Origin of the sequence: Novosphingobium sp. SG720 (genome assembly GCF_012275365.1) — a bacterium.
Taxonomy (GTDB): Bacteria; Pseudomonadota; Alphaproteobacteria; order Sphingomonadales; family Sphingomonadaceae; genus Novosphingobium; species Novosphingobium rhizosphaerae.
This window is the reverse complement of sequence record NZ_JAAZQN010000001.1, coordinates 1,840,268-1,863,741: the sequence shown is the minus strand read 5'-3', so window position 1 is coordinate 1,863,741 and position 23,474 is coordinate 1,840,268. Positions and strand designations below refer to the sequence as shown.

Sequence of the window (23,474 nt, the reverse complement as noted above, 5' to 3'; positions counted from 1 at the left end):
GGACGCGCGATAAACCCCGCGCCACGGCGGGACGCGCCGTGGCAACGGTGCTGATCAGGCCTTGCTGCGGATCGTGCGGCCGGCGTCAGGCCGCCGGCTGGGGGCCCGCCTGATCGTCGAGGGCAAGTGCGCGGATGGCGGCGGGGCGGTTGCGGCACCGTTCGAGATAGGCATCGAACAGGGCGTCGGCCGGAAAGGCCGCGCGGCCAAACGTCATGGCGCTGCTGATCAGCAAGTCAGCCCCGGTGAACGCGTCTCCCATGACATAAGGGCCCGCGGCGAGCGCATTTCTCAACCGCGCGACGACCGCGTCATGGCCGCGTTGCTTCTGCGCCGAGCCGGCAAGGTCGCCAGCCTGGGCAGCGAACAGCGCGGGTTCCAGTTCGGCAACGTACCACGCCATCCACGTGAGGTAATCGCCGCGGTCCGTATCGGCCTGGGCCGGGGCAAGGTTCGCTTCGGGAAAGGCGTCGAGCAGATAGAGCACGATCGCAACCGATTCCGCGAGCAGCCTTCCATCATGGACGACGGCGGGCACGCGCTTGTCGGGATGGGGATTGGCCGGGTCGGGCTGCCCGTCACCGGTCATCGGCCGGAAGATGGAGACCGGACGGATTTCATAGGGAACGCCGATCTCTTCAAGCAGCCAGATCATGCGGGACGAGCGCGACTTGGGCGCGTGGAAAAGGGTAATCATCGAGCTGTTCCTCTCAAGGCAAGGGGTTATGCACCGGTGTGCAGAACGATTTACCTTGTACACTGACCCTGCTGACAGCATTCTGTCAGCAGGAGATGCCATCATGCGCAGAGCGGATCGATTGTTCCAGATCATCCAGATCCTTCGTCGCTCGTCGCGGCCGGTGACTGCCGCAGAGATCGCCCGTGAACTCGAGGTTTCGCAGCGAACGGTCTATCGCGACGTGGCCGATCTGATCGCCCAGCGCGTGCCGGTGCAGGGAGAAGCCGGGTTCGGCTATATCCTCGACGATGCGTTCGACATGCCATCGCTCATGCTGACACCCGACGAGATCGAGGCAGCCGTGCTGGGTGCCCAGTGGGTGGCAAGTCGCGGTGACCCGGTGCTTGCCAACGCCGCGCGCGACCTGATCGCCAAGATCACCCGCGTCGTGCCCGACCAGTTGCGTGCCCTTATCGCCGATCCGGCCATCGGCACGCGGTCGATCACCACGCCAGTCCCCGATGGCATCAACCTTGCCCGCGCGCGCGAATGGATCCGCGCCGGCCGCAAGATCGAGATCGATTATCTCGACCAGCACGGCCATCAGACCTGCCGCGTCGTCTGGCCGGTCATCGTCGGCTTCCTTGACGAAACCCGGATGCTGGCTGCGTGGTGCGAACTGCGGCAGGATTTCCGGCATTTCCGGGCCGATCGTATCCTCGCCGCGCGTTTCCTGGAGCAACTGCACGGCATCCGGCCGGCCGCACTGCGCCAGCGGTGGAAGCGCGACATGATGGAACGGCGCAATGCCGCCGCCGCGTCGCCATGACCGGCCGCAAAGGCTCTCGCGTCAGTTGAGCGCCTGCATCGCCGGATCGAACAACTCGTCCAGGCTCACTTGCGCGGGATGATCCGCTGCTCGTAAGCCAACTGGAGCGCCCGAGATCGCGCGCCAGGCCGATATCGTCGTTGCCGCGGCAGGATCGCCCGCGCTGGTGCGTGGATTCTGGGTAAAGCAGGGCGCGGTGGTCATCGATGTCGGCATCACGCGGCTGGCGGGGAGTGCGGGGCAGAAGGATCGCCTGGTCGGCGATGCCGCGATCCATGAAATGGACCATGCGCGCGCAGTCACGCCGGTGCCGGGGGGCGTTGGACCGATGACCATCACCTGCCTGCTGTCGAACACGATCAAGGCTGCGCAAGCAGGGGGCCTAACGCCCGCATGAACGCGCGTTTTGGCAGCCGTAATGGACACGGATGCTTTGCCGCATCGCGTGCGATGTTCATGCAGCCGGCCTGGCGGCATTTAAAATTCGCTTTGATCGAGGTTAGTTTTCAGGCCGCTGCCGGCGCCGTTCACTCTGCCGAACGTTCATGTGGAAACGCGCGGGCTATCCGCGATCGTGATGAGGACCTCCGCATGACCACAACCACCAAGACCACCAAGGGCAAGGCCTCGGCACCCGCATCCAAGACCGCCCGCAAGACCGCGCGCGCCGCGTCCAAGCCGAGCGATGCGATCAAGCTGCTCAAGGACGATCACAAGGAAGTGAAGGACTTCTTCAAGAAGTACGAAACACTGGAAGACGATGCCGAAAAGCAGGCACTGGCCGACAAGATCTGCCTTGCCCTGATCGTTCATGCCCAGATCGAGGAAGAGATCTACTATCCCGCCACGCGCGAGGCGATCGATGACGATGATCTGCTCGACGAGGCCGAAGTGGAGCACGCCAGCGCCAAGCAACTGATCGCCGAAATCCAGGCGATGAAGGCTGGCGACCGCCTGTTCGACGCCAAGGTGACCGTGCTGGGCGAATATATCAACCACCACGTCGAGGAAGAAGAAGGCGAGATGTTCCCCGAAAGCAAGGACAGCGATCTCGACCTTCAGAAGCTTGGCGAACAGCTGGCCGCGCGCAAGGCCGAACTGATGGCCCAGGCGAGCAAATGACCCTGATGCGCCGGCGATCGCCGGATGATCGCCGGCACGTCCTCCATCGGCAGGGCCTGCCGCGTGGATGAGTGGGCAGGCACGAATTGCGACTGCCTGGTGATCGGTGGCGGGCCCGCGGGCCTGACCGCGGCGATCTATCTCGCACGGTTCAATCTTTCCGTCACCGTCGTCGATGGCGCTCAAAGCCGGGCGGCATCGATCCCCATGTCACACAACACGCCCGGCTTTCCCGATGGGATCGCCGGGCCGGTGCTGCTTGACCGCATGCGCCGCCAAGCGCGCGGGTTCGGTGCCAATCTGCGGCGGGGCGAGGTAACCGGGCTTGTGCGAAGCGGCCCTGGCTTCGTCGCGAGCACGGCACAAAGCACCATTCGGGCCCAGGCCGTGCTGCTGGCAACCGGTGTCGTCAATCATCGGCCTCAACTGTTGCGCGAGGCGGACCACGACCAGGGCGTTGCCCGAGGGCTTATCCGCTATTGCCCGATCTGCGATGGCCATGAAGCCAGCGAATTGAACATTGCCGTGTTCGGCACGGGCGAAAGAGCCTGCGGCGAAGCGCTGTTCTTGCGGTCCTTTTCGTCGCGCATCACCCTTGTCGCCCCGGCATCGGGCCACGACCTGGACGCCACAGCTTTGGAGAGCCTCGCCGATGCGGGCGTTATCCTGGCGGGGCGGTGCCATGCGATGCGGCTTGGGCTCGACAAGATCGAACTCGATATCGAGGGGGAAACGCGCGCTTTCGACACGTTGTACCCCGCGCTCGGATCGACGGTGCGCTCGCAACTTGCCCAGCACCTGGGCGCCGACCTTGCCGCCGAAGGATGCGTGCTGGTCGATAGCCACCAGCGCACTTCGCTGCCCGGTCTCTATGCGGCCGGCGATGTCGTGCTTGGTCTGGACCAGATCACCCATGCCATGGGGGAGGCGGGGGTTGCCGCAACCACGATCCGTAACGATCTGGCTGCGGCAAACCCCTCATTCCTGTTCAGCTCTGCGCGTCAAGATCGACCGCGAGTTCACGCGGCCAATAGCGCAAGGTGCGGCAGGCCGTGATGAACGCGGTTGCATCCTCGGTCACGTCAAGCGGCAGGCAGGCTTCATCGAGCAAACCGGCAACGCCGGCGGCAACCAGCAGCGTTTCGGCCTGGGCCGAAAAGCCGATGAACTTGCAGTGGGCAAAGGCATCGGTGACGAAGTCCTTGGCTGCCGCATCGCGCGCCAGCAGGTCTGCGCCATCGGTCGAAACCACGATCGCCACCGCATCGAACAGCACCGACGGGCCGCCGTCGATCTTGTGCTTGGCAGCAAGCGTCGTTCCGTCCGACAGCGTGACGCCGCCGATCTTGGGCGCGACGATTTCGTAGACCGCGCCTTCGGCTTCAAGCGCATCGACCAGCCCCAGCACCAGATCGACATCGGCATCGTCGCTGACCAGGATGCCGAGCTTGCGACCCTTGAAGCTTTCCGGGTTGTTCTTGACGATGCTGAGCTTGTCGGACGGGGGCAGGTCCGTCATCGTCTCGCGCGCGGCGACGGCCGCCTCGGGAAGCGCGAGGCCAAGGCCATCGGCCACGGTGGCCGCCAGCGTTTCATCGATGTTGCGCAGGTGCGAGACAGTGCGTGCGCGAATGTCCGGCCGCTCCACTTTCGACAGCTCGAACACCAGCGCATCGCCGATGTGCTTCTGCTCGATCGCCGCCTGGCTCATATAGAACTGCCGGGCCTGGCTGTAGTGATCGGCAAAGCTTTCCGAGCGCACCCGTTGCTTGGGCCCGTCGGCAGTTTCGGCGTGGGTGACGAACCCGCGGGCGGGGTCTTCGCGTGGGCCGCCCTGGGTGGGACCCCAGCTGTTGGGCTCATAGTTGGCGCGGCCCTTGGGGTTGCGCATGGCCATGTGGCCGTCCTGCTGGAAATGCGCCATCGGGCATTTCGGCGCGTTGATCGGGATATGCGTGAAGTTGGGGCCGCCCAGGCGCTTGATTTGCGTGTCGAGGTACGAAAAGTTGCGGCCCTGGAGCAGCGGATCGTTGGAGAAATCGATACCCGGCGGCACGTTTTGCGTGCAGAAGGCAACTTGTTCGGTTTCTGCAAAGAAGTTGTCGACCGCCCGATCGAGCACGAGGCGACCGACGATGCGGATCGGCACCAGCTCTTCGGGAATGAGCTTGGTGGCATCGAGCACGTCGAAATCAAAGCTATCGGCAAACGCGTCGTCGAACAGCTGGACGCCCAGATCCCATTCGGGGAAATCGCCGGCGTTGATGGCATCCCACAGATCGCGCCGGTGGAAATCGGGATCGGCCCCGTTGATCTTGACCGCTTCGTTCCACACGACCGATTGCAGGCCCTGGCGGGGCTTCCAATGGAATTTCACGAAGGTCGATTTGCCTTCGCCATCGACCAGGCGGAAAGTGTGGACGCCAAAGCCTTCCATGGTGCGGAAGGAGCGCGGAATGGCGCGGTCCGACATGGTCCACATGATCATGTGGAAACTTTCCGGGCTCAAGCTGATGAAATCCCAGAAATTGTCATGGGCAGTCTGCGCTTGCGGAAACATGCGGTCCGGCTCGGGCTTGGCGGCGTGGATCAGGTCGGGAAACTTGATCGCATCCTGGATGAAGAACACCGGGATGTTGTTGCCCACCAGGTCCCAGTTGCCTTCCTGGGTATAGAGCTTGACCGCAAACCCGCGCACGTCGCGGGCAAGGTCGAACGAGCCCTTGGAGCCTGCAACCGTTGAGAACCGCACGAAAGCCGGCGTGCGTTCGCCCACCCGCTGGAACACGTCAGCGCGAGATACGTCAGCCAGGCTGTCGGTCAGTTCGAAATAGCCATGCGCGCCATAGCCGCGCGCGTGCACGACGCGTTCGGGAATGCGTTCATGGTCGAAATGGAAGATCTTTTCGCGGAAATGGAAGTCTTCCAGCAGCGATGGGCCGCGCGCGCCCTGACGCAGGCTGTTCTGGTCATCGGACACCGGAATGCCTTGCTGCGTGGTAAGCGTTGCCACGTCGCCATCGGCAACCTGGTGCGTCTCGCCGCCATCGCCCAGCGGTTCGTCGAACGAAAAGCTGATGTCGGCATCGCCGGGCACGGGCGATGCCTTTGCTGGCGTCTCTCCGCCCAGGTCTGTTCCGGAAAGCTGCGCAGGCGCCAAAGTGCCGGGGGGTGGTGCGGAAGATTCCGTGTTCTCGGGCTTGATCGCCATGTCGTGTCCTTGTCGGTGAGCGGTTTGTCAGCTGGATTGATCGCAGCGAGCGGTGGTGCCGGCGCCGCCAGCAAAAGCATGATGGCGTCGTAAGTTACGCGCAGCGTCTCGACCGGAACCCCAGGGGATCGGGGAAGTTGCAGGAACGCGGATCAAACTAACCTGCGTTGATACGATTGATGGCAGCTTACCGTCCGCATGCCGCGCACCTGCTTGGTGGTGCGGCAGCGGGCATACGCGCGACGTGAGAGGAGAGCGTGCATGTTCACCGAGAGGTTTCTACGCGGCAAACGGGGCGTCAGGCTGGATGACGATGAACGCGCGGCCCTGGAATCAGCGGTCGTGGAGGTGAACACGCTGCCGCCGCGAGCAACGATCGTGCGCGCCGGTGTGAAACTCGATTACAGCACGCTTCTGATAGAAGGCATCGTGTCTCGCTACATCGATGATCGCCGCGGGTTGCGGCAACTCGTTGCGGTGCATTTTCCCGGCGATTTCGTTGATCTGCATGCTTTTCCCTTGGGAGAGCTGGACCACGATGTGCAGACTGTCACCGCGGCCAAGACCGCCACGATCCCGCATTCCGCGCTGGAGGCCATCCTGGTGGAGCGGCCCCACCTCATGCGCAAGTTGTGGTTTGCCACGCTGATTGACGCGGCCATCCACCGCGCCTGGCTGTTCCGCCTGGGCAGGCTGGATGCCATGGGGCGGGTCGCGCATTTCCTGTGCGAAACCAACGCGCGCCTGGTGTCGGCGGGGTTGAGCGATGGCCACCGCTTTACCCTGGCGCTGACCCAGGCCGATCTTTCCGAAATTTGCGGCCTGACGAATGTTCACGTCAACCGGGTGATGCGCAAGTTGCGCGAAGAGCGGCTATGCGTATTCCGCTCGTCGCTCGTCGATATTCCCGATCCCGATCGCCTGGCCGCGCGCGGCCAGTTCAACCCGGACTATCTCTATATCGCCCAGTCGTTGTCGCCGGTATCGGTGGCGAACGCCCGATCAAGATGATCGGCGCCAAGCGAAGTGTTTTGGCGAGGTTGGCCGCGTTGCCGCTCAGTCCCAGCTCAAGATCAGGCGGCCGCTGGCAGCAACCCGATATTCCACCCGGCCGGTTGGGCGGTGATCAATGCCGCGGGCTGGTGCGGGTGGATGACGCCGAAGCCCACCCCGCTGCCTGCCTGGCGGCAAACCATGTGGGTGCCGTTGCCCTGGCCGATGCCTGCCGCAGCTTTGCCGCCGCGGCGGACTGCGTCACGTCGCCCACCTATGTGCCCGATCTGACGCGCATGACGGTCGATCTGGTCATCGATGGCGAAACGGGCCTGTGGCATCTTGCCAATGCTGGCGCCGTGTCGTGGGCCGATTTCGCCGTCGACCTGGCCACCGCGCTCAACCTTCCGGCCGGGCGGATCGAGGCACTGGCGCAAGCGGCAATGGGTTGGGTCGCCGCGCGCCCGCGTCACGCGCCACTTGGCACGGAATGCGGAATGATGATGCCCACGCTGACGGCAGCGATCGCGCAATTCGCCAGTGTGCTGAAACTGCCGACGCGCTTGACGCCAGCGGTTCCGGCCATGGCCTGAATACGGAGCGCGGTGCCCTGGGCGATACCTTACCCCTTGGAACAGGCGTATTTCGCCCTTGGCCACCCGCATTGGCAATCGGCCGCGCCGCTGAGGGGGTTGCTCATCGCCCGTTTTGTGCAATAGCGCAGTCAAATTGCCGCATGCCATTCGGGCTTTGCGGTGGATCGCATGGACGCCCAGCCTGCCGGAGACTCGCCGTGTCGCAACCCACCAATGACGCCAACGAGGTCAAGGTAGACCGTCGGCGCCTGCGTACCCGATCGGCATTGATCGGGGCGGGGCAGCGCCTGTTTGCCGCGCGTTCGATCGACGGCGTGACGATCGACGATATCGTCGCCGCAGCCGATGTCGCCAAGGGCAGTTTCTACAACCATTTCGACGACAAGGAGAGCTTGGCCGGCGCGATCGTCGATCTGGTACAAGGCGATTGCGAACGCGAGGTAGCCAGTGCCAACCTTGATGTGACCGATCCGGCCAGTCGCGTCGCGAGGGCCATGGCGGCGTTGATCCGCTACGCCCGTGCGCACCCGGATCGCTATCGCTCGATGGTCAGCCTGTCCAAGCGGCGCACCAACATCGAGGCCCCGATCAACGCCGGGCTGCGCCGCGACATCGCCGCTGGGCTCGATGTTGGCCAATTCAGCGGCATCACCCTGCAGGGCGGGATGCTCACCGTCTTCGGCCTGATCGCCACCGCCGTGGAGTATCTTTCAGCCACCCGCGCGCGCAGCGCCCCGCCCGAAATCGCGCGCGAAATGGCATTCATCCTGCTGCGCGCGCTGGGCGTGAGCACCCGGCGTGCGCAGTCGATTGCCGAAAAGGCAGTCGCCGATCTGTTTCCCGAGCCGGCGGACGAAGACGATCACCTTGGCGGTGCGATCTAGGTCCTGACCTATCCTGCTGGGGCCGACGTGCTGGCGAACAGGGCGCCGTCAAAGTCGTAATCGGGTACGCCGCCTGGCCGGATATGAGGAACTCCATCGGGGTAGGGCGCCGAGCCAAAGCGGACCAGTTCGCCCATCGGGTCTCCGCGCAAATAGCGGGCGAGCAACACTTCCGGATCGAAGTCGACGCCGATCGGATTGATATCGAAATAGGGGCTGCGCATGTAGGCGTCGGCTTGGGCGCACGCCATGGTGTCGAACTGGGTTTCGACCTGGTTACCATCGGGATCGCGATAGTAGATCGACATCGTGAACCCGTGGTTGAGGCACCAGTCCGGCCTGATCCCCAAGGCCTTGAGCCGTTGGTAGGTGGCGAGCAGGCCACCGAGCGAGGCATAGCTGAACGCATAGTGCTCCAGGCCGGAGGCGCGGGGCTGGACCGGGGCCGCCCCGGGCATGGCGATGATCACCACGCGGTGGTGTTCCTCGTCATAGCGCAGAAAGCTGGCAAAGGCGTTTTCATAGGCCACCCGGGCGTTCAGGAACGCCAGGTAGAAATCGCGCATGACCGCAAACTGCGCGGTGCGCAGCACGATATGGGCCAATTGCGAAGGGCGGATGTCGCTGCGGGCCAGGATCTCCTCGCGGCCGGTTTCTTCGGATATTGCCATGGGTAAGTCCTTCTTGTCGGTGGAAACACCGACCCGATGGCTCACCGGACTTCGATCACTCCGAGATAGGTGTTGTCATCCAAGGTGACGTCCGTTTCGAAGACGACCGCGCCGGTGGCATGGGCCACCTGGAGTCGGTAGACTTCTCCCCGACCCTCGAGCGGTTCGAACTTGAACTCGCCGAAAGGATCGCTGTCCTGTTCCATCAGGACCTTGTTATCTTGTAGCAGGCGCACCCGCAGGCCGGCGGCGCAATCCTCGCGCCCGGTCTCGCGGCGAACCAGCGCACCGCCAAGGAAGCAGTGGCTGACGCGGTCGAAGTTGCGGTACCAGATGCGCGGGCGTGTGCCGAGTTCGGAGTGGAGGCGAACCAGCCCCTCGTCGCTTGCGCGCGCATCCATCTGCGCGTCGTCCAGCTTGGCCAACGTGAGGGCCTGTGTCGGGCAAGACTGCACGGCGCGCGGCTCTTTCCAGCCGTTGTCGAGCAGATGCGCATCCATCGACCACTTCTGCGGCAGCTGCAATTCCTCGTTCCAGTGAATCTGGCCATAGGGGCAGGTGCCCACCAGGTCCCTGCGGCCACGGGCCTTGACCGGATCGATCACCACGATCCCATCGGCGCGCTTGGAGACGACATCGCTGGTCTCTGGCGTCAGGCACGGCGGATTATCGCACTGCTGGCACGTCTCGATATAGTGCGACACGTCGATCATCGGTGCGGCGCCACGTTCGTGCCGGGCCAGCGTCAACCACAGGTCACCCAGCCGCGGTGCGGGTTCGGAATAGCCCGGGAAGCTGTTGCCCAGGTATTCGTCCTTGGTCGCCAGCACGCAGTTGTTGCAGCTGTTGCACCGCGCGACATCGAAGATCAGGTTGTACTTGCTCATTCGGCGGCTTCCTGCAGCGTGGACGTGCCCAACCAGGCCTCGATTTCGACAAGGCACAGCGATCCGGCCGAGGCGACGGTGCCGTCGGCCTGCATGCGGTTGGGCGTGAGGATGTTCATGCAGCCGCCGATATCGGGCGATGCACCCGGTTCGCCGAGCGGCTGGTAGCTCGCCGACGATTCATAGGAATGGGCGACGCCGGCGGCGAGGCGGTTGGTCACTTCGGCCGCGCAGATCACGCTGCCCAGATCGTTGAACACGCGCACCAGTTGGTGGTGGGCAATCCCACGCCGCCGCGCGTCGTCTTCGGCGATCCGTACGATCCAGTAATAGTGCCCATCGACGCAGACGCGGTGATCGGCAAGATCGCTGATCGCGCTGCCCTTGCCGTCCTGCGCGGTGTGAAAGCTGAAGCGCTGATGCGGCGTGAGCAACTGGATGGGATAGCGGCGATACCGCTCGCCCTCGCGCGCGCCTTCGAACGGGCGGGTATAGCGCATCAGCGCGGGGCGGTCGGGGCGTTCGGGCTGCAACCGCTTGAGCGAGTTGGGCACGAATTCGAACTTGCCCGACTGGGTCTGAAGACCATGGAGCCACTTGTGGCTATATCCGGCGGGCAACGGGAAGGGCTCGGGCAAGTCCTTGGGACGGCCTTCATAGAACCAGCGCATGTCGACCGCCACGCGCGTCTCGGGCTTTTCGGGCGGTACTACGTAGTAGCCCTTGCGCAGGAATTTCTTCCACGAGATGTGCTTGGGCAGGTCGGACGAGTCGAACACGCGCTTCGCCCAGTCGAGCTCGGAGCAGCCCTCGGAGTAATAGTTGCCCAGACCCAGCCTTTTGCAGATGTCCCAGAAGATCTGGTAGTCGGACTTCGATTCCCCCAGCGGCTCGATGCACTTGTGCTGCATGGCGATGACGCGGTGGTTGAGCTGGGCTTGCCAGTGATACCCGAAGCCCGAAGAATTCGACCATTCGCCGATGTCATGCCGCTCGAACTGGGTGCAGGCAGGCAGGATGATGTCGGCAAAGCGGGTCTCGCCTTCGTTCCAGATGCCTTGTGCCACCACGCATTCCAGTTCGGGCGAGCGGTACATTTCGGCAAAGCGCGCGGAACTGGCGATCGTGCCCATCGACGAGCCGCCATAGCGATAGAGCATGTGAATCTTGGAACAGCCTGGCGCCGGGTAGAAGTAGGGCCGGAACTGGATTTCCATGCTGGTCGGCTCCAGCAGGTAGCCTTCGGCGAAGCCTTCGAGGATCGCCTCGGGCAGCTTCTGGCGCGGGACGATCTGGGGAACCGGGTTCATCGACAGCAGGTGCGGCATGCGAACGTAATTGTTGGTGGCCGAGCCAGTGGCCATCAGTTCGCCCGAAATCCCGCCTTCGCCATAGCCGGGAAAATAGAATTCGAGATTGACCGGGGTGCCGTTGGTGAGATTGCCGAAGTTCACCCCCGGGCGGCCCCAGCCCTGCATGGCCATGAGCATGACCATGGCGCGCGCCCACTGGATGCCGCTGGCATTGCGACACGCGCCGCCAAAGCCGCCACCGTTGACCCCGCAGCCCAGGTAGACCTTCTTGCGGCCCCACAGTCGCGCCAGTGCGCGGGCCTCGCGCGCCGGGATGCCGGTTTCTTCCTCCTGCCATTCGGGGGTCTTGGGCACGCCGTCGGTTTCGCCCATGACATAGGCTTTCCATTCGTCGAACCCGGTAGACCGGTTCTCGACGAAATGGCGGTCGTAGAGATCTTCCTGGATCCACACGTACATCAACGACAGGGCCAGGGCGGTGTCGGTGCCCGGGCGGATCGGCAGCCACTTGCCGCCGGTGAACGCCGCCGTGGGCGAATAGTGCGGGTTGATGTGGATCGCTTCGATGCCGAGTTCCTTGGCCCAAAGCCGCCGCTCGCTCGCCTCGGTGCCGCCATAGGCGCCGAACTGCGATTCCGGGTCGCTCGACCAGTAGACGATCAGCTCGGCTTCCTTGAGCGCATCCTCCAGGCCGCCATAGCCGGCAGCCGCGCCAAGCCGCATCGAATTGCCGTAGTGGTGCATCGCCCCCCAGTACCAGCCTTCCCAGCTGTCCGGGTTGAGCATCACGCGGGTGACGCCCACGGTATTGCCGAAGCGCATCATCGCCGACAGGTAATAGCCGACATTGCCCCACTGGTGGTGGGAAGGGTGGGCAAGCGCGATCGCGCCCGGCCCATGGACCTGCTTTTGCCGCAGGATTTCCTTGGAGACGATATCGAGCGCTTCGTCCCAGCTGATCCGCTCATAACCCGATGTGCCGCGGTTCTGCGGGTTGCGTTCGCCGTCGGGATCGAAGTCGACACGCTTCATCGGGTAGAGCAGGCGGTCTTCGGAATAGACGATCGACTTCATGGCGAGCGAATGCGGCGCGACATAAGCCTTGCGGCGCGGGGTGAAGCGCTTGCCCCTGGCCTCCATCGTCCAGGTCTCGGGATCGTCCTTGGTGAATTCGATGATTGCGGTGCGCACGATCCTGCCGTCCTTGACGTAGACGTGGAGCGGGCCACCGTTGGTCATCTGGGTATAGCGCGTGCTGCCGTCGGGCATGGGCTCGCCCATCTTCCAACCGTCGGAATCGAGGCGCGAGGCGAGCTGGGTGAACCATGCGATCAGATCCTCGTCGCCCATCAGGGCCACGCGGAAGTTCTTACCGGCGTGGATCACCTCGGCATAGTTGATCGGCGGGGTGGTCAGCGCAACGGCCGTATCGACGTCCTTGAACTGCATCACCACGTCGGGGCTGGGGTGCAGCCCCTTGCGGCTGACGATCCGGCCGCGGTCGAAGGCATAGTGGCGGGCGATGCTGCCGTCCGCCAGGCGGATCTGCACCACGCAGGCCTTCTGTTCGAGAAAGGCCCGGAACTGCGGGCTGCCCTTTGCCTTAAGCGCAAAAACCTTGGGAAGCGCGAACAGCGTCGCCTTCAGCCGCAGTGCCTTGATATCCACCAATCGTCATCCTCACCATCTGCCCGATGTATCCCACTATTATACGAAGTAGTCAACTTCTCGGTGCAGCTTTTCGCACGCCGCCTGCCCCTTGGTGCAGGTCAGCAGCCGTCGCTGCCGGCGAAGACCTCTTGCGCGGCACGTTCGGCGATGGGGCTGGCGCGCTCGCCTGGCACGCCCAGCGCACGCAGCAGCAGGAATGCCATTTCGCGCGCGACTTCAGAGGGTTCGCGCCGCGGTGTGGCGACCACGAGATGATCGACGGCGGTGGCCACCAACCCGAATACGGTGAGCATCCCGCCTTCGACCGAGAGCGCCGAGAACTCGCCATTGGCGAGCCCGGTCCGGATGTCGTGCCGCAGGCCCGCGTTGATCGGTGCGTCCATCTGGGCGCGTCGCTTCGACAGGTTGACCATCGCGCGATAGCGATCGGGATGACGCTCGGCATAGCGGATCAGCGCTGCCATGGCCCGCGCCATGCGGCAGGCGGCATGCTGGATCGCATGGTTGGCCTGCTGCACTTCGCGTTCGCAGTCACCCTGGACCAGTTCGACGATGGCTTCAGCCAGCGTCTCCTTGTCGTCGAAATGGTTGTAGAAGCTACCCTTGGCAACGTCGGCGGCAGCGACGATGTCGTCGATCGTCACCCCGTCGATCGATCGCGCGGCAAACAGCTTCTGGCCGGCCCCGATCAGCGCGCTGCGGGTGCGCACGCGCCGGCGGTCGATCCTTGGCATTGGCGGAGGCAAGGCTTTTCCCGTCACCGTTCGTTTCCTTCGGCTAGGCGTGGGGCTGGGCCGGCGGGGCGGCGCGGACGTAGGCCTGGTCGATTGCGCCGAAGATCGATGCCCCGGCTTCGTCGAGCATCTCGATGCGGACCCTGTCCCCGAACGCCATGTAGGCCGTGCGCGGCTGTCCTTCATCGATCAGTTCGATCGCGCGCCGTTCCGCGATGCAGGCCGAACCGACGGTGCGGAAATCGTCGTTGGAAATGGTGCCCGAGCCGATGATCGTGCCCGGCGCAAGGTTCCGGGTGCGCGCGGCGTGGGCGATGAGTTCGCCGAACGAAAAGCCCATCGCGCCACAATGCGGCCTGCCGAACAGCGTGCCGTTCCAATGAACCTGCAGCGGCAGGTGGATGCGCCCGTCGCGCCAGGCCGGCCCGAGTTCGTCTGGCGTTACCGCCACGGGGCCAAAGCTGGTCGAAGCCTTGGAATTGAGGAAGCCAAACCCGGTGCGCAGATCCTTCCCGGCCAGCACGCGCAAGCTGGTGTCGTTGGCGATCATCAGCAGGCGGATATGTCGATGGGCCACATCGGCCGGCGTGCCCATCGGCACGCGATCGACGATCACGGCGATTTCGCCTTCGAAATCCATGCCGTCGTCCGCGCTGGGGAGTGCAATATCGTCGCAGGGGCCCAGAAGGTCGTCGCCCGCCCCCTGGTACATCAACGGAACGGTGCGTTTTTCGGGGGGCGGATCGATGCCGAAGACCGTTTCAAGCAAGTCGCCATGCGCGTGAAACGCCGAGGCGTCGAGCCACTGCCATGCACGCGGCAGCGGCGCGGCGGCGAGCCTGGGCTCGAACGGCATCATGCCAGGTGCCGCGCCAAGTTCGAGCTGCTGGGCAAGCGTGGCCAGGCGCGGCGCGACAAGCGCCCACTGCTCGATGGCCTGCTGCAGCGTCGCCACGATCGGCGCGGCCGGGGCCATGCGCGACAGATCGCGCGAGACAAGGTGGAGCGCGCCGTCGGGCGTGGCATTACGAATGGTCGCGAGCTTCACGCGATGGGGCCCTTTTGGTCAGGAACGGGAAGGGCGGGCAAGCGGCGCCCGCCGCATGCGCTTGCCGGCGGAAGAGACCGGCCGGCGCGCTGCATGCCAGGCCGATCGTATCGTTTGGCCCGATCCGAGTTAGGTGCAAAAATTCGCAGTTTCCCGCCAATTGCCCGGCAGTGCCCGGCGCGGACATCTAATTGTGGCACCTAGCTTTCGGACGCGGCTGGGCGCACATAATGGGACAACCGCCGGCACAATGGGGCCAGCGGGGGCGTGCCGTTGGAGAGGCGTGCCTGAAACTTCGAAAGGTGACTGCGGTGAAAGTGTTTCGTTTACCTCGCTTCCCCGGCCTGCTGGAAACCGCGCTGATCGTAGCTGGTGGCCCGGCTCTTGCCCTGGTCGCGGCGCCGGCGTCGGCCCACCACTCGGCCGCCCCGTTTGACATGACCAAGAAGGTCGTCGTGAGTGGCACGGTGGAAAAGTGGGTCTGGTCCAACCCGCATTCGTGGCTCTACCTGCGTTCGGTCAAGCCCGACGGCACCCAGGTGATCTGGGGCTTCGAGGCCGGCAGCGCCGGTATGCTGGCCCGCAGCGGCTGGAATTCTCACGACATGAAGGCTGGTGACAAAGTCACCGTTTCGGGCTTCCCTAGCCGCAATGGCAAGCCGGTGGGCCTGATCAACGAAGTGCGCCTGGCCACTGGCCGCGTGCTCGGTTCGGGCTTTGGCGCTGCGCCCGGCGGCGGCCTTGGCGGCCCTGGCGGTCCCGGTTCTGCCCCGCACCCCCGCTAAGCGAAAAGGTCGATCGATGTTTCATACCAAGACCGTGCTTGCAGCCGCGCTATGCGCTGCCATGCCGATCGCGACGACCTTGGCCGTGGCGCAGCCTGCAGCGCCCGCGCCTGCTGCGCCCGCGGCACCGGCCGGCGCCCAGCCACTGGGTTCGGCCTGGGGTGACGTGACGCGGATGCCGGATTTCTTCACCGGGAATTGGCAGAGCGTTACCTCGTTCCTCGACAAGGCCAATGGCACGCCGTTGACGCCGCAGGCCAAGGCCCATGCCGACAAGTTCAAGGCGATCGAGGACATTCCGTTCGCCGGGGCAGGCTGCAAGACGCCCGGCATGCCGATCATCCAGCGCCTCGGGTCGCCGCTCAAGTTCTTCTACGAACCGGGCATGATCGCGATCTATATCGAAAACAGCAGCATGACTCGCTTCCTGCGTCTCAACGGGAAGCATTCGGACCGGCCGAACCCCAGCTACCTGGGTGAATCGGTCGCGCATTTCGAAGGCGATACGCTGGTGGTCGACAGCATCAGCTTCCACGATGACGTGCTGACGCAGTACACCAATTTCCCGGGCAAGGGCACGGGGCGCCTGGTCCTGCCGCCGGATTCCATCTTTGGCCCGCACGGGCCGGACATGCGCATGGTGGAACGCTTCCGCCTGCTCGATCCCGATACGATGGAAATCCGCCTGACCATCTATGACGACACGATCTGGACCAAGCCCTACGAGGCCGATCCCCAGATCTTCAAGCGCAACCGCGGCGAAGCCGGCTGGCCCGCCGAGTGGGTTTGCGGAACCGCCGACGATCCGGTCAACTTCGATCCCAATGCCAATGCGACGGTGATGGAAGATCCGGAAGCGGTTCTCAAGAAGCTCAAGGAAAACGAAGCCAACAAATAAGGTTCATCGAGCCTTGCCGGGGAGCGGACGTGATGCGCGATATGAAACTTGCAATGGCCTTGGCGGGGAGCGTCCTGACGTTTGCCGCTGCGGCCGGGGCGCAGGCCCAGACGGCGCCCGCCGCTGCGGCCTATCATCCGACCGTGGACGATTGGGTCGGCGTGAACGATGCGGTCGACAACTACACGCTCGGGCTTGAGCAGCACGATATGGCGCGCTTCGACCGGGCATTCTGGCCCGAAGCGACGATCATCGCCGAGCCCGAACCCGGCAAGAGCTTTACGATGCCCTATCGCGCGGCGGCGATGCCTCCGCCTTCGGCGGGTGGCGCGCCCGGTGGTCCGCCCGGATCGCCACCACCCGGGTTTCCGCCGCCTGGTGGGCCGGGTGGCCCTGGGGCGCCTGGCGCACCGGCTGGTCCTGGCACCGCGCCGGCAGGAATGCCGCGCGTCAATGCCATCGGCAACGGCAATCCGCCGTGGCACTTGTCGCTGAGCCACCATTTCGAGTTCCAGAGTGCCACCCGGGCAACGCACTACGGTTATTTCGTGAGCGTCTATCCTGATCTTGCGACCAAGATCACCACGGTCGGCCTGCCCGGGCACTACGAAGACGTGCTGGAGAAGCGCAACGGCGAGTGGCGGATTCTGCAGCGCAAGACGGTCATCGGAGCGAAGTAACATGCAGGGCAATTCGGGCGTGGATCGGCGCGGGGCCGTAACCCGCGTCCCCGTTGTGCTGGCCGCCGTTCTGGCGTTGGGCGCGGGGGCTGCCATCGGGCAGGCCCGGCCCGCGCCCGCGCCTGTGGCAGGCAAGCCCGTGGCCACAGCGCCGGTTGCAGCGCTGCCGGTCTATCGCAAGTGGTGTGCCGATTGCCATGCCACGCCCACCGGGCCGGGCAGCCTGGCGCTCCAGCGCAAGTACCAGGGCGCGGTGCCCGCAATCCTCGAGCAGCGCAGCGACCTGTCGCCCGACTATGTGCGGCAGGTGGTGCGCCAAGGCATTTCGTTCATGCCTTCGTTCCGCAAGACCGAGATCAGCGACGCCGAACTGGCGGCTGTTGCCACTTACCTGACGAAGCCGCCGGCCCGCCGCCGGTCTGGCGGGGGCAAGCCATGAGCTCGCTCACGCCTGTCTGCACCCGGCGTGCCATGCTCGGCGGAGCGCTGGCGCTGGCAGGTGGCGCAGGGCTGGGTGCTGGCGCGCAAGCGCGGGTGGCTTGGCGGCCGATAGATGCCGTCGTCATCGACGGCAGGGCGCCTTTGCCGCGCGAGCTGTCCGGCAGGCTCGCCGCTGCGCCGGCATCGGTGCTGCAGTTCACCCCTGATGTGACCGGCTATGCCGCGATGGCGCGCATGTTTGCGGACAGCCAGGCGGTTTCGGGCGTGACGTCGGGTGCAACGCTGTTCTGCCTTGAGCAGATCGCCGCGGATCATGGTTTCCGTCTCACCGGCCATACCTGCCATGCCGCCGATGATCCAGCCTGCAGCCGCGATCTGGGCGCCGCGCTGGGGGCCATCGCGCCCGCCGCGCCGGCCATGCAAGCCGGGCGCGCCACTTACAACCGATCGTGCGAGGCCGGGCGGCTGCACGTGTGGACCATGCACAAGCGAGCCGGCGCCCCCTTGCGCGCCGCTCGACAGGAGAGTTGACCGTGAACGTGCCCCCCCACGTCAGCCCGGCCGATTTTGCGGCCGCGCTGCGGGCCTTTGCCGAAGTGGTCGGCGCCGACTGGCTGTTCACCAGCGACGAGGATCTCGAACTCTACCGCGATTCCTACTCGGTGTTGTGGGGAGAGGCTGACGAACCGCGCGCAGCGGCTGCCGTCGCCCCCGCCAGCGCCGAAGAGGTGGCCGCGCTGGTGCGGATCGCCAATCGCTATCGCATCCCGGTCTATCCCATCTCGACGGGGAAGAACCTGGGCTATGGTGGCGCCGCCCCGGCCGTGGCCGGCAGCGTCGTCCTCGATCTCAAGCGGATGAACCGCGTGATCGAGATCGACGAACGCAACGGTTACGTGGTGGTCGAGCCTGGGGTCAGCTATTTCGATCTGTACAATTACATCCAGGAAAAGGGCCTGAAGCTATGGATCGACTGCCCCAGTCCCGGCTGGGGGAGCCTGATCGGCAACGCCCTTGATGGCGGGGTGGGCGTGACCCTGGCCCCCTATCGCAACCATTTCGATGCGCAATGCGGGATGGAAGTGGTCTTGCCCGACGGGCGCGTGTTGCGCACCGGCATGGGGGCCATGCCCGGCGCCAAGACATGGCAGCAGTTCCGCCCTGGCTTTGGCCCGCGCATCGATGGCCTGTTCAAGCAGTCCAACTTTGGCGTGGTCACCAAGATGGGGTTCTGGTTGATGCCCCAGCCCGAAAGCCACGCCACGGGGGTGCTGACGGTGCCGCGGTTCCACGACATCATCCCCTTGGTCGATATCATCGGCCGGCTTGAGCAGGGCAAGATCGTGCAGGGGCTGTGGACGCTGTCCAGCCCGACGACCGGGACGCGTGGCGATGCGGCCCATTTCGGCGGGCCGCCAGCGATTGATCCCGCGATCCGCGTGATCCTTGAAGACCCGGCGGGCGCCGACATGACCAAGCTGGAAGCGGCGGCGCAGGCGGCCGGCCTGCCGTTCTGGTCTTGCGAATTCCAGCTCTATGGCCCGGCGCGGTTCATCGAGGCGCAGTGGGAGTGCATCCGCGAGGCCGTTTCCGCCATTCCCGGCGCGCAATTCACGCTCAACCCGGTCCGTGCCCTGCCGCTGCCGGCCGAGGACGTCGCCCGGATGTTCGATCCAGGTCCGCTCGGCATTCCCTCGTTGCGCACGTTCAGCCTGGGCCCGATGTACACCTACGAGGACCAGGAGGTCGTCGGTCACATCTTCTTCTCGCCGGTCATTCCGCGCACGGGGGAGGCCGCGATCGAGGCGATGGACGTGTTTGCGCGGATCGGCCGCAAGTACAAGCTGCCTGGCCCGCCGCTGCAGTTCCCCTCGGCGATCTTCGAGCGCGCGTTCCTGTTCGCCATGGGCCTGCCGGTGACGCGCTCGCCCGAGGTCAATGCCAAGGTGCGTGCGATTTTCCGGGAACTGGTGGCAGTGGCCGCAGAGCGTGGCTGGGGCGAATACCGGACCGCCCCTGCGTTCTACGACCTGATCATGGGCACCTATTCCTACAACGACCACGCGCTTCGCGATTTCCTGGAAACGATCAAGGACGCGGTCGATCCCAACGGCATCATGTCGGTCGGGCGCTACGCGATCCGCGCGCGGGCGGCCAAGGCGGCCGGCTGATGCGCGCAATTTACTGGCAGAACCTTATGCATAGCGAGAGTGTCACCATGGACGTACCGCAGAAAAGACACGGCAAATGGAAGTTTGCCCTTGCCGCGCTGGCCGCGCTCTGGGCCCAGAACGCCGACGCGCACCACTCCTTTGCCAAGTTCAACATGGCCAAGCTGACCACGCTGACCGGCACGGTGCGTGAGTTCACCTGGGCCAATCCGCACACCTGGCTCATCGTCGTGGTGCGCAAGGCCGATGGCAGCACCGAGCAATGGTCGCTGGTGGGATCGAGCCCCAACATGATGGCGCGCTGGGGCTGGAACGCGGGCGACATCAAGTCTGGCGACAAGATCGTGGTCGATGTGCACCCCGGTCTTGATGGGCGTCCGATCGGTTCGATCCAGAACGTGTTCCTGGCCAAGGGCAAGGTCTTGGTCGATCCGGCCGGCTCCAACGGCCAGGCCCTGGCCGGCGGCCCGGTCAAGGTTCCCACCAAGCCGCAGGGACAACCCTACAAATGAGCCCCAACCGCGTTCATCGCCAGCTTCGCACCGGCGCGCTTGTCGCGCTGTCGGCCCTGGCACTTGCCGCCCCCGCAGCCCGCGCCGATGATGCACCGGCCGTGGCGCGCACGCCCGAGCAACAGGCTGCGGCCTGGCAGGAGATCGCCCGCCAGCCCGATTTCTGGCAAGGCACCTGGCAGTCGATCAACCCGATCGCCGATGATTTCTCCACGCCGCCCGATTACACCCCGTTTGCGCGTGACTATATCGCCAAGTACAAGCCCGCCGAGGATAGCCCGTTCACCAACTGCAAACCGCTCGGCATGCCGTTCGTGCAGAACATCGGTGGCATGCCGATGAAGTTCTTCCAGTCGCCCGGCATGATCGCGCTCTATATCGAGACGTCGGGGATGACGCGCTTCATCCACACCGATGGGCGCCAGCACAGTGAAATGCCCAATCCTTCATACCTGGGGGAATCGATCGGGCATTGGGAAGGCGGGACGCTGGTGGTCGATACCACCGGCCTCGCGCCCGATACGGTGTTCCAGATCGGCCGCTTGACCAACGACGTGCGGGTGCAGGGCGATCACTCGCCCTTGGCGGGCGTGGTGTTCGGTCCGCATGGCCCGAACCTGCGCCTGGTGGAGCGGATGCGCTTGCTGGATTTCAACACGCTCGAAATCCAGACGACGATCTACGACGATACGATCTTCAAGAGCCCTTATGCCCTTCCGCCGCGCAAGTTCATCCGCGGCATCGAGCGGCGCAACGAGCCGCAGGAATGGGCCTGCACCGACAACCGCGACTATCTCGATCCCGATACGGGCAAGCTCGAGGTTAACGTCAAGGACAAGGCGCAGGATCGCTGACGACCTGGCCGGCGCGTCGCCAGCGCGCCGGCTGACAGCCATGACGCAGCAAAGGCCGGAGCGGGACAAACCCGCTCCGGCCTTTTGCCGTTGGCACCGCTGCGGAGCGCCCGGCAATTTCGCCAACGAAAACGGCGCTGCCGGCTGGGGCCGGGCAGCGCCGTTGCGTTGGCTGGTGCCGGTGGAGCTGGTCAGAACTTCACGTCGACCAGCATCCCGAATGTGCGCGGCTCGCTCAGCGAGTTGGCCGAAACCGTCACGACCGGCGGATTGCCCGCCGTCACTTGCGCCACGTTCCAGTTGTCGGGCAGATAGCGCTTGTCGGTGAGGTTGCGCACATACCCCGCGATCGACAGGTGATCGTTGATGATCCAGTTGGCGTTGAGGTCTGCCAACAGCACCGTGGGCACGCGGATATAGGGCGAAGCACCGTCGAGCGCCTGTTGCACGGTGATGCGCGAACTGTCGTGGGCCGAAACGAAGCGCAGCGCGCCGCGCATCACGAACGTCGTATCGCCCAGGTTCAGGCGATGATCGTACGAAGCGGCAACCTGCCACGGCGGCGAGGGCGAAACCTCATGCGTCGAGAAGTACGCCGCATAGATCCCGAAGTCGCCATAGCGCGCGTGGGTGTAGGACCCGTTGAGCTGGAACGTGCCGCGCGCCCAAGGCCGCGCCTGCAGTTCGAACTCGAAGCCATAGGTCTTCACCGGCACGGTGATCGTCTGGAAGATGCGCAGCGGACCCGGAGGCGCCACGTTGATGCCTGCGGTCTGATAGCCGCCGTAGTCGTTGTAGAACCCGGCAAGGTTGAGTTGCAGGCGGTTGTTGAGGAAGCGGTTCTTGGTGCCCACTTCATAGGCGGTGAGCGTCTGCGCCTTGAGCACCTGGACCTGGGGCACGCCGGCAAGGTCCTGGGTCAGCGAGGTGTCCCCCGGCGAGAAGCCGGTGGAGATCGAGGCGTAGACCAGATTCTGCGGCGTCACGTCGTGTTCGAGACGCGCCTTGTAGGTCACGTTGTTGAACGCGGCGACGCGCTGCGGCCCGCTGAGCGACGCCGTGATGCCGGTGAACCCGGTATAGTCCTGGTCCACTTCGATCTTGGTGTGGTCATAGCGCAGGCCCGCGGTCAGGCGGGTTTCGGGCGTAAACGAATAGGTCGCTTCGGCAAACACGCCTTCGGCCGTCGTTACCTTGTGGGTGTTCGACTTGAACAGATAGGCGCCGGCCGGCGGCAGATCGAGATTGAACAGGTTGTTCGTCTCGCTCAGCGCGTTGCGATAGTACATGAAGCCGGCCTGCCAGCGCAGCTTGCTGTCGGTCGCCGTGCTGCGGATGCGGACCTCGTGGGTCATGAAGTTGTCTTTGGGAACATAGACGAAGTTGTCGATGTTCGGCCCAGGAGGGGCGCTGCGCGCGATCGTCGTGGCGTTCTGGTACCAGGTCCGATAGGCCGGGATATACGTCACCGCCACGGCGCCAAGATCAAGGTTGAAGTTGGCCCAGTACTGCCGGAAGTGATTGCGACCGGTGCCCACTGCCTGGGGCACGAAGACGAAATCGGTGGGCGAAGAGCCTTGGCTGACCGCGACACCGCCAGAGCGGGTCTGGTTGAATTCCTGGGCATAGCCCAGCAGCGCCGAAAAGTTTTCGGTGGGTGTCCACAGCAGTTTGCCGCGGAAGCTGGTGCTGCGGCGCGCGTCGCCCTGGGCGGTGTAATAGCCATCGCGTTCGAAGTGGTTGCCCGAAACGCGCAGCGCCAGCTTGTCGGTGACAAGCGGCAGGTTCACTTCGCCCGAAAAACGCCGCAGGTTGTAATTGCCGATTTCGGCCGTGGCATTGACCGCAAACGCCTTGGAATCGGGATCGTTGGTATGGATCGCCACCACGCCGGCGGTGGCGCTGCGCCCATAGAGCGTGCCTTGCGGACCGCGCAGAACTTCGACCCGGCCGATGTCGTAGCCGCCACCGATGCCGTTGTAGACATCGTCGACATAGATCGCTGCGGCCGCCGCGGTCGACGTGGCGCTGCCACCCACGCCCGAGTTCGACTGGATGCCGCGGAACACCAGGCCCGTCGCCGCATTGTCGGTGCCGCCGGCCTGCGATGTGTTCACCCCGAACGAGGCGCCGCCCGAAACCCCCGGAACGTCTTCCAGGATGTTCTTGAGTTCATAGCGGCCCTGAAGCTGCAAATCCGCGCCGGTGCGCACGCTGATCGCGGCGGCCGTGCGTTGCGCGGTGTTGAAGCGGCGCTCGGCCGTGACGATGATTTCCTGAAGGCCGGCGTTGCCGGTGTCGCTGGCCGCATGCTCTGGAGCGGGAGGCGTGCTTTCTTGGGCGAAAGCAGGCTGCGCGGCCGCTAGTGCCGCCAGCAGCGACGTCGACATCATATATGGGATTCGCTTCATTATCTTCCCCTCACGTTTCCTGACGTTCCCCGTGTCAGACTTGTTTGTTGGGCAGGACTGGGCGTCGTCTTTGCCGCGCCACTA

The 23,474-nt window shown here is 64.7% G+C and carries 22 protein-coding genes and 1 pseudogene; 15 read left to right on the top strand and 8 right to left on the bottom strand.

The annotated features are described in order from the left end of the window. Positions 1–85 precede the first annotated feature (85 nt). Positions 86–697: a glutathione S-transferase gene (locus tag FHW94_RS08375; protein WP_168555179.1), complete on the bottom strand. Its 612-nt coding sequence runs from the start codon at positions 695–697 to the stop codon at positions 86–88. A 103-nt stretch (positions 698–800) separates the two neighbouring features. Between FHW94_RS08375 and FHW94_RS08370 the strand changes: the two genes are divergently transcribed. The 4 genes and pseudogenes from FHW94_RS08370 to FHW94_RS08350 all read left to right on the top strand — a co-directional run bounded on the left by FHW94_RS08370 (position 801) and on the right by FHW94_RS08350 (position 3,686). Continuing rightward, positions 801–1,508: a YafY family protein gene (locus tag FHW94_RS08370; protein WP_168555178.1), complete on the top strand. Its 708-nt coding sequence runs from the start codon at positions 801–803 to the stop codon at positions 1,506–1,508. A gap of 103 nt (positions 1,509–1,611) precedes the next feature. Then, positions 1,612–1,905: pseudogene (locus tag FHW94_RS08360) on the top strand (bifunctional methylenetetrahydrofolate dehydrogenase/methenyltetrahydrofolate cyclohydrolase); the annotation flags it as partial. A 194-nt stretch (positions 1,906–2,099) separates the two neighbouring features. Then, positions 2,100–2,630 carry a hemerythrin domain-containing protein gene (locus tag FHW94_RS08355; RefSeq protein ID WP_168555176.1) on the top strand — a complete coding sequence of 177 codons (531 nt, stop codon included), beginning with the start codon at positions 2,100–2,102 and terminating at the stop codon, positions 2,628–2,630. Positions 2,631–2,693: 63 nt separating this feature from the next. Then, positions 2,694–3,686 (top strand): NAD(P)/FAD-dependent oxidoreductase, encoded by a 993-nt coding sequence (locus tag FHW94_RS08350; RefSeq protein WP_349237462.1) that lies wholly within the window; start codon positions 2,694–2,696, stop codon positions 3,684–3,686. On the opposite strand, the gene FHW94_RS08345 is transcribed toward FHW94_RS08350, so the two are convergent. After that, complete coding sequence (locus FHW94_RS08345) at positions 3,619–5,841, bottom strand: catalase (RefSeq protein WP_168555174.1); 2,223 nt, start codon at positions 5,839–5,841, stop codon at positions 3,619–3,621. The two genes, FHW94_RS08350 and FHW94_RS08345, sit on opposite strands and share 68 nt — an antisense overlap. A 261-nt stretch (positions 5,842–6,102) precedes the next feature. Between FHW94_RS08345 and FHW94_RS08340 the strand changes: the two genes are divergently transcribed. The 3 genes from FHW94_RS08340 (at position 6,103) to FHW94_RS08330 (ending at position 8,314) form a co-directional block, all read left to right on the top strand. Next, positions 6,103–6,852: a Crp/Fnr family transcriptional regulator gene (locus FHW94_RS08340; protein ID WP_168555173.1), complete on the top strand. Its 750-nt coding sequence runs from the start codon at positions 6,103–6,105 to the stop codon at positions 6,850–6,852. A 131-nt stretch (positions 6,853–6,983) separates the two neighbouring features. Beyond that, the gene (locus FHW94_RS23570) at positions 6,984–7,427 is read left to right on the top strand and encodes a sugar nucleotide-binding protein (RefSeq protein ID WP_168555172.1); all 444 of its coding nucleotides are present in this window, start codon (positions 6,984–6,986) and stop codon (positions 7,425–7,427) included. A gap of 200 nt (positions 7,428–7,627) precedes the next feature. After that, positions 7,628–8,314, top strand: coding sequence for a TetR/AcrR family transcriptional regulator (locus FHW94_RS08330; RefSeq protein WP_168555171.1), 687 nt, complete (start codon positions 7,628–7,630; stop codon positions 8,312–8,314). A gap of 8 nt (positions 8,315–8,322) precedes the next feature. Here the strand turns inward: FHW94_RS08330 and FHW94_RS08325 are convergent, their stop codons facing one another. From FHW94_RS08325 to FHW94_RS08305, 5 genes are all read right to left on the bottom strand, one after another. After that, positions 8,323–8,985: a VOC family protein gene (locus tag FHW94_RS08325; RefSeq protein WP_168555170.1), complete on the bottom strand. Its 663-nt coding sequence runs from the start codon at positions 8,983–8,985 to the stop codon at positions 8,323–8,325. A 41-nt stretch (positions 8,986–9,026) separates the two neighbouring features. Then, on the bottom strand, positions 9,027–9,872 hold the full coding sequence (locus FHW94_RS08320) for a 4Fe-4S dicluster domain-containing protein (protein ID WP_168555169.1): 846 nt from the start codon (positions 9,870–9,872) through the stop codon (positions 9,027–9,029). Next, the gene (locus FHW94_RS08315) at positions 9,869–12,853 is read right to left on the bottom strand and encodes a molybdopterin-dependent oxidoreductase (RefSeq protein WP_210425484.1); all 2,985 of its coding nucleotides are present in this window, start codon (positions 12,851–12,853) and stop codon (positions 9,869–9,871) included. The genes FHW94_RS08320 and FHW94_RS08315 overlap by 4 nt, the downstream gene beginning before the upstream one ends. Positions 12,854–12,954: 101 nt before the next feature. Continuing rightward, on the bottom strand, positions 12,955–13,566 hold the full coding sequence (locus tag FHW94_RS08310; RefSeq protein WP_168555168.1) for a TetR/AcrR family transcriptional regulator: 612 nt from the start codon (positions 13,564–13,566) through the stop codon (positions 12,955–12,957). A 67-nt stretch (positions 13,567–13,633) separates the two neighbouring features. Beyond that, on the bottom strand, positions 13,634–14,638 hold the full coding sequence (locus FHW94_RS08305; RefSeq protein ID WP_168555167.1) for a fumarylacetoacetate hydrolase family protein: 1,005 nt from the start codon (positions 14,636–14,638) through the stop codon (positions 13,634–13,636). A 311-nt stretch (positions 14,639–14,949) separates the two neighbouring features. Between FHW94_RS08305 and FHW94_RS08300 the strand changes: the two genes are divergently transcribed. The 8 genes from FHW94_RS08300 to FHW94_RS08265 are packed head-to-tail and all read left to right on the top strand — an operon-like array spanning position 14,950 to position 20,979. Continuing rightward, positions 14,950–15,423, top strand: coding sequence for a DUF6152 family protein (locus tag FHW94_RS08300; RefSeq protein WP_168555166.1), 474 nt, complete (start codon positions 14,950–14,952; stop codon positions 15,421–15,423). Positions 15,424–15,439: 16 nt separating this feature from the next. Further along, positions 15,440–16,321 carry a hypothetical protein gene (locus FHW94_RS08295; RefSeq protein WP_168555165.1) on the top strand — a complete coding sequence of 294 codons (882 nt, stop codon included), beginning with the start codon at positions 15,440–15,442 and terminating at the stop codon, positions 16,319–16,321. A gap of 41 nt (positions 16,322–16,362) precedes the next feature. Next, positions 16,363–17,001 carry a hypothetical protein gene (locus tag FHW94_RS08290; RefSeq protein ID WP_168553772.1) on the top strand — a complete coding sequence of 213 codons (639 nt, stop codon included), beginning with the start codon at positions 16,363–16,365 and terminating at the stop codon, positions 16,999–17,001. Position 17,002: 1 nt separating this feature from the next. After that, positions 17,003–17,440 carry a cytochrome c gene (locus FHW94_RS08285; RefSeq protein WP_168555164.1) on the top strand — a complete coding sequence of 146 codons (438 nt, stop codon included), beginning with the start codon at positions 17,003–17,005 and terminating at the stop codon, positions 17,438–17,440. Then, positions 17,437–17,973, top strand: coding sequence for a hypothetical protein (locus FHW94_RS08280; RefSeq protein WP_168555163.1), 537 nt, complete (start codon positions 17,437–17,439; stop codon positions 17,971–17,973). Before FHW94_RS08285 ends, FHW94_RS08280 begins: the two co-directional genes overlap by 4 nt. 2 nt (positions 17,974–17,975) lie before the next feature. Beyond that, positions 17,976–19,613, top strand: a complete 1,638-nt coding sequence (locus tag FHW94_RS08275) for an FAD-binding oxidoreductase (RefSeq protein WP_168555162.1) — start codon at positions 17,976–17,978, stop codon at positions 19,611–19,613. Next, on the top strand, positions 19,613–20,125 hold the full coding sequence (locus FHW94_RS08270) for a DUF6152 family protein (protein WP_168555161.1): 513 nt from the start codon (positions 19,613–19,615) through the stop codon (positions 20,123–20,125). The genes FHW94_RS08275 and FHW94_RS08270 overlap by 1 nt, the downstream gene beginning before the upstream one ends. Continuing rightward, positions 20,122–20,979: a hypothetical protein gene (locus FHW94_RS08265; protein ID WP_168555160.1), complete on the top strand. Its 858-nt coding sequence runs from the start codon at positions 20,122–20,124 to the stop codon at positions 20,977–20,979. The genes FHW94_RS08270 and FHW94_RS08265 overlap by 4 nt, the downstream gene beginning before the upstream one ends. Positions 20,980–21,170: 191 nt before the next feature. On the opposite strand, the gene FHW94_RS08260 is transcribed toward FHW94_RS08265, so the two are convergent. After that, entirely contained in the window at positions 21,171–23,372 is a 2,202-nt protein-coding gene (locus FHW94_RS08260; RefSeq protein WP_246865926.1) for a TonB-dependent receptor, read from the bottom strand. Positions 23,373–23,474: the final 102 nt, after the last annotated feature.

Excerpts from the sequence above, each read along its gene's own strand:
- FHW94_RS08295 (WP_168555165.1), top strand. The coding sequence starts at position 15,440 with ATGTTTCATACCAAGACCGTGCTTGCAGCCGCGCTATGCGCTGCCATG.
- FHW94_RS08345 (WP_168555174.1), bottom strand. The coding sequence starts at position 5,841 with ATGGCGATCAAGCCCGAGAACACGGAATCTTCCGCACCACCCCCCGGC.
- FHW94_RS08370 (WP_168555178.1), top strand. The coding sequence starts at position 801 with ATGCGCAGAGCGGATCGATTGTTCCAGATCATCCAGATCCTTCGTCGC.
- FHW94_RS08320 (WP_168555169.1), bottom strand. The coding sequence starts at position 9,872 with ATGAGCAAGTACAACCTGATCTTCGATGTCGCGCGGTGCAACAGCTGC.
- FHW94_RS08375 (WP_168555179.1), bottom strand. The coding sequence starts at position 697 with ATGATTACCCTTTTCCACGCGCCCAAGTCGCGCTCGTCCCGCATGATC.
- FHW94_RS08355 (WP_168555176.1), top strand. The coding sequence starts at position 2,100 with ATGACCACAACCACCAAGACCACCAAGGGCAAGGCCTCGGCACCCGCA.
- FHW94_RS08265 (WP_168555160.1), top strand. The coding sequence starts at position 20,122 with ATGAGCCCCAACCGCGTTCATCGCCAGCTTCGCACCGGCGCGCTTGTC.
- FHW94_RS08280 (WP_168555163.1), top strand. The coding sequence starts at position 17,437 with ATGAGCTCGCTCACGCCTGTCTGCACCCGGCGTGCCATGCTCGGCGGA.
- FHW94_RS08340 (WP_168555173.1), top strand. The coding sequence starts at position 6,103 with ATGTTCACCGAGAGGTTTCTACGCGGCAAACGGGGCGTCAGGCTGGAT.
- FHW94_RS08285 (WP_168555164.1), top strand. The coding sequence starts at position 17,003 with ATGCAGGGCAATTCGGGCGTGGATCGGCGCGGGGCCGTAACCCGCGTC.
- FHW94_RS08270 (WP_168555161.1), top strand. The coding sequence starts at position 19,613 with ATGCGCGCAATTTACTGGCAGAACCTTATGCATAGCGAGAGTGTCACC.
- FHW94_RS08260 (WP_246865926.1), bottom strand. The coding sequence starts at position 23,372 with ATGATGTCGACGTCGCTGCTGGCGGCACTAGCGGCCGCGCAGCCTGCT.
- FHW94_RS08325 (WP_168555170.1), bottom strand. The coding sequence starts at position 8,985 with ATGGCAATATCCGAAGAAACCGGCCGCGAGGAGATCCTGGCCCGCAGC.
- FHW94_RS08290 (WP_168553772.1), top strand. The coding sequence starts at position 16,363 with ATGAAACTTGCAATGGCCTTGGCGGGGAGCGTCCTGACGTTTGCCGCT.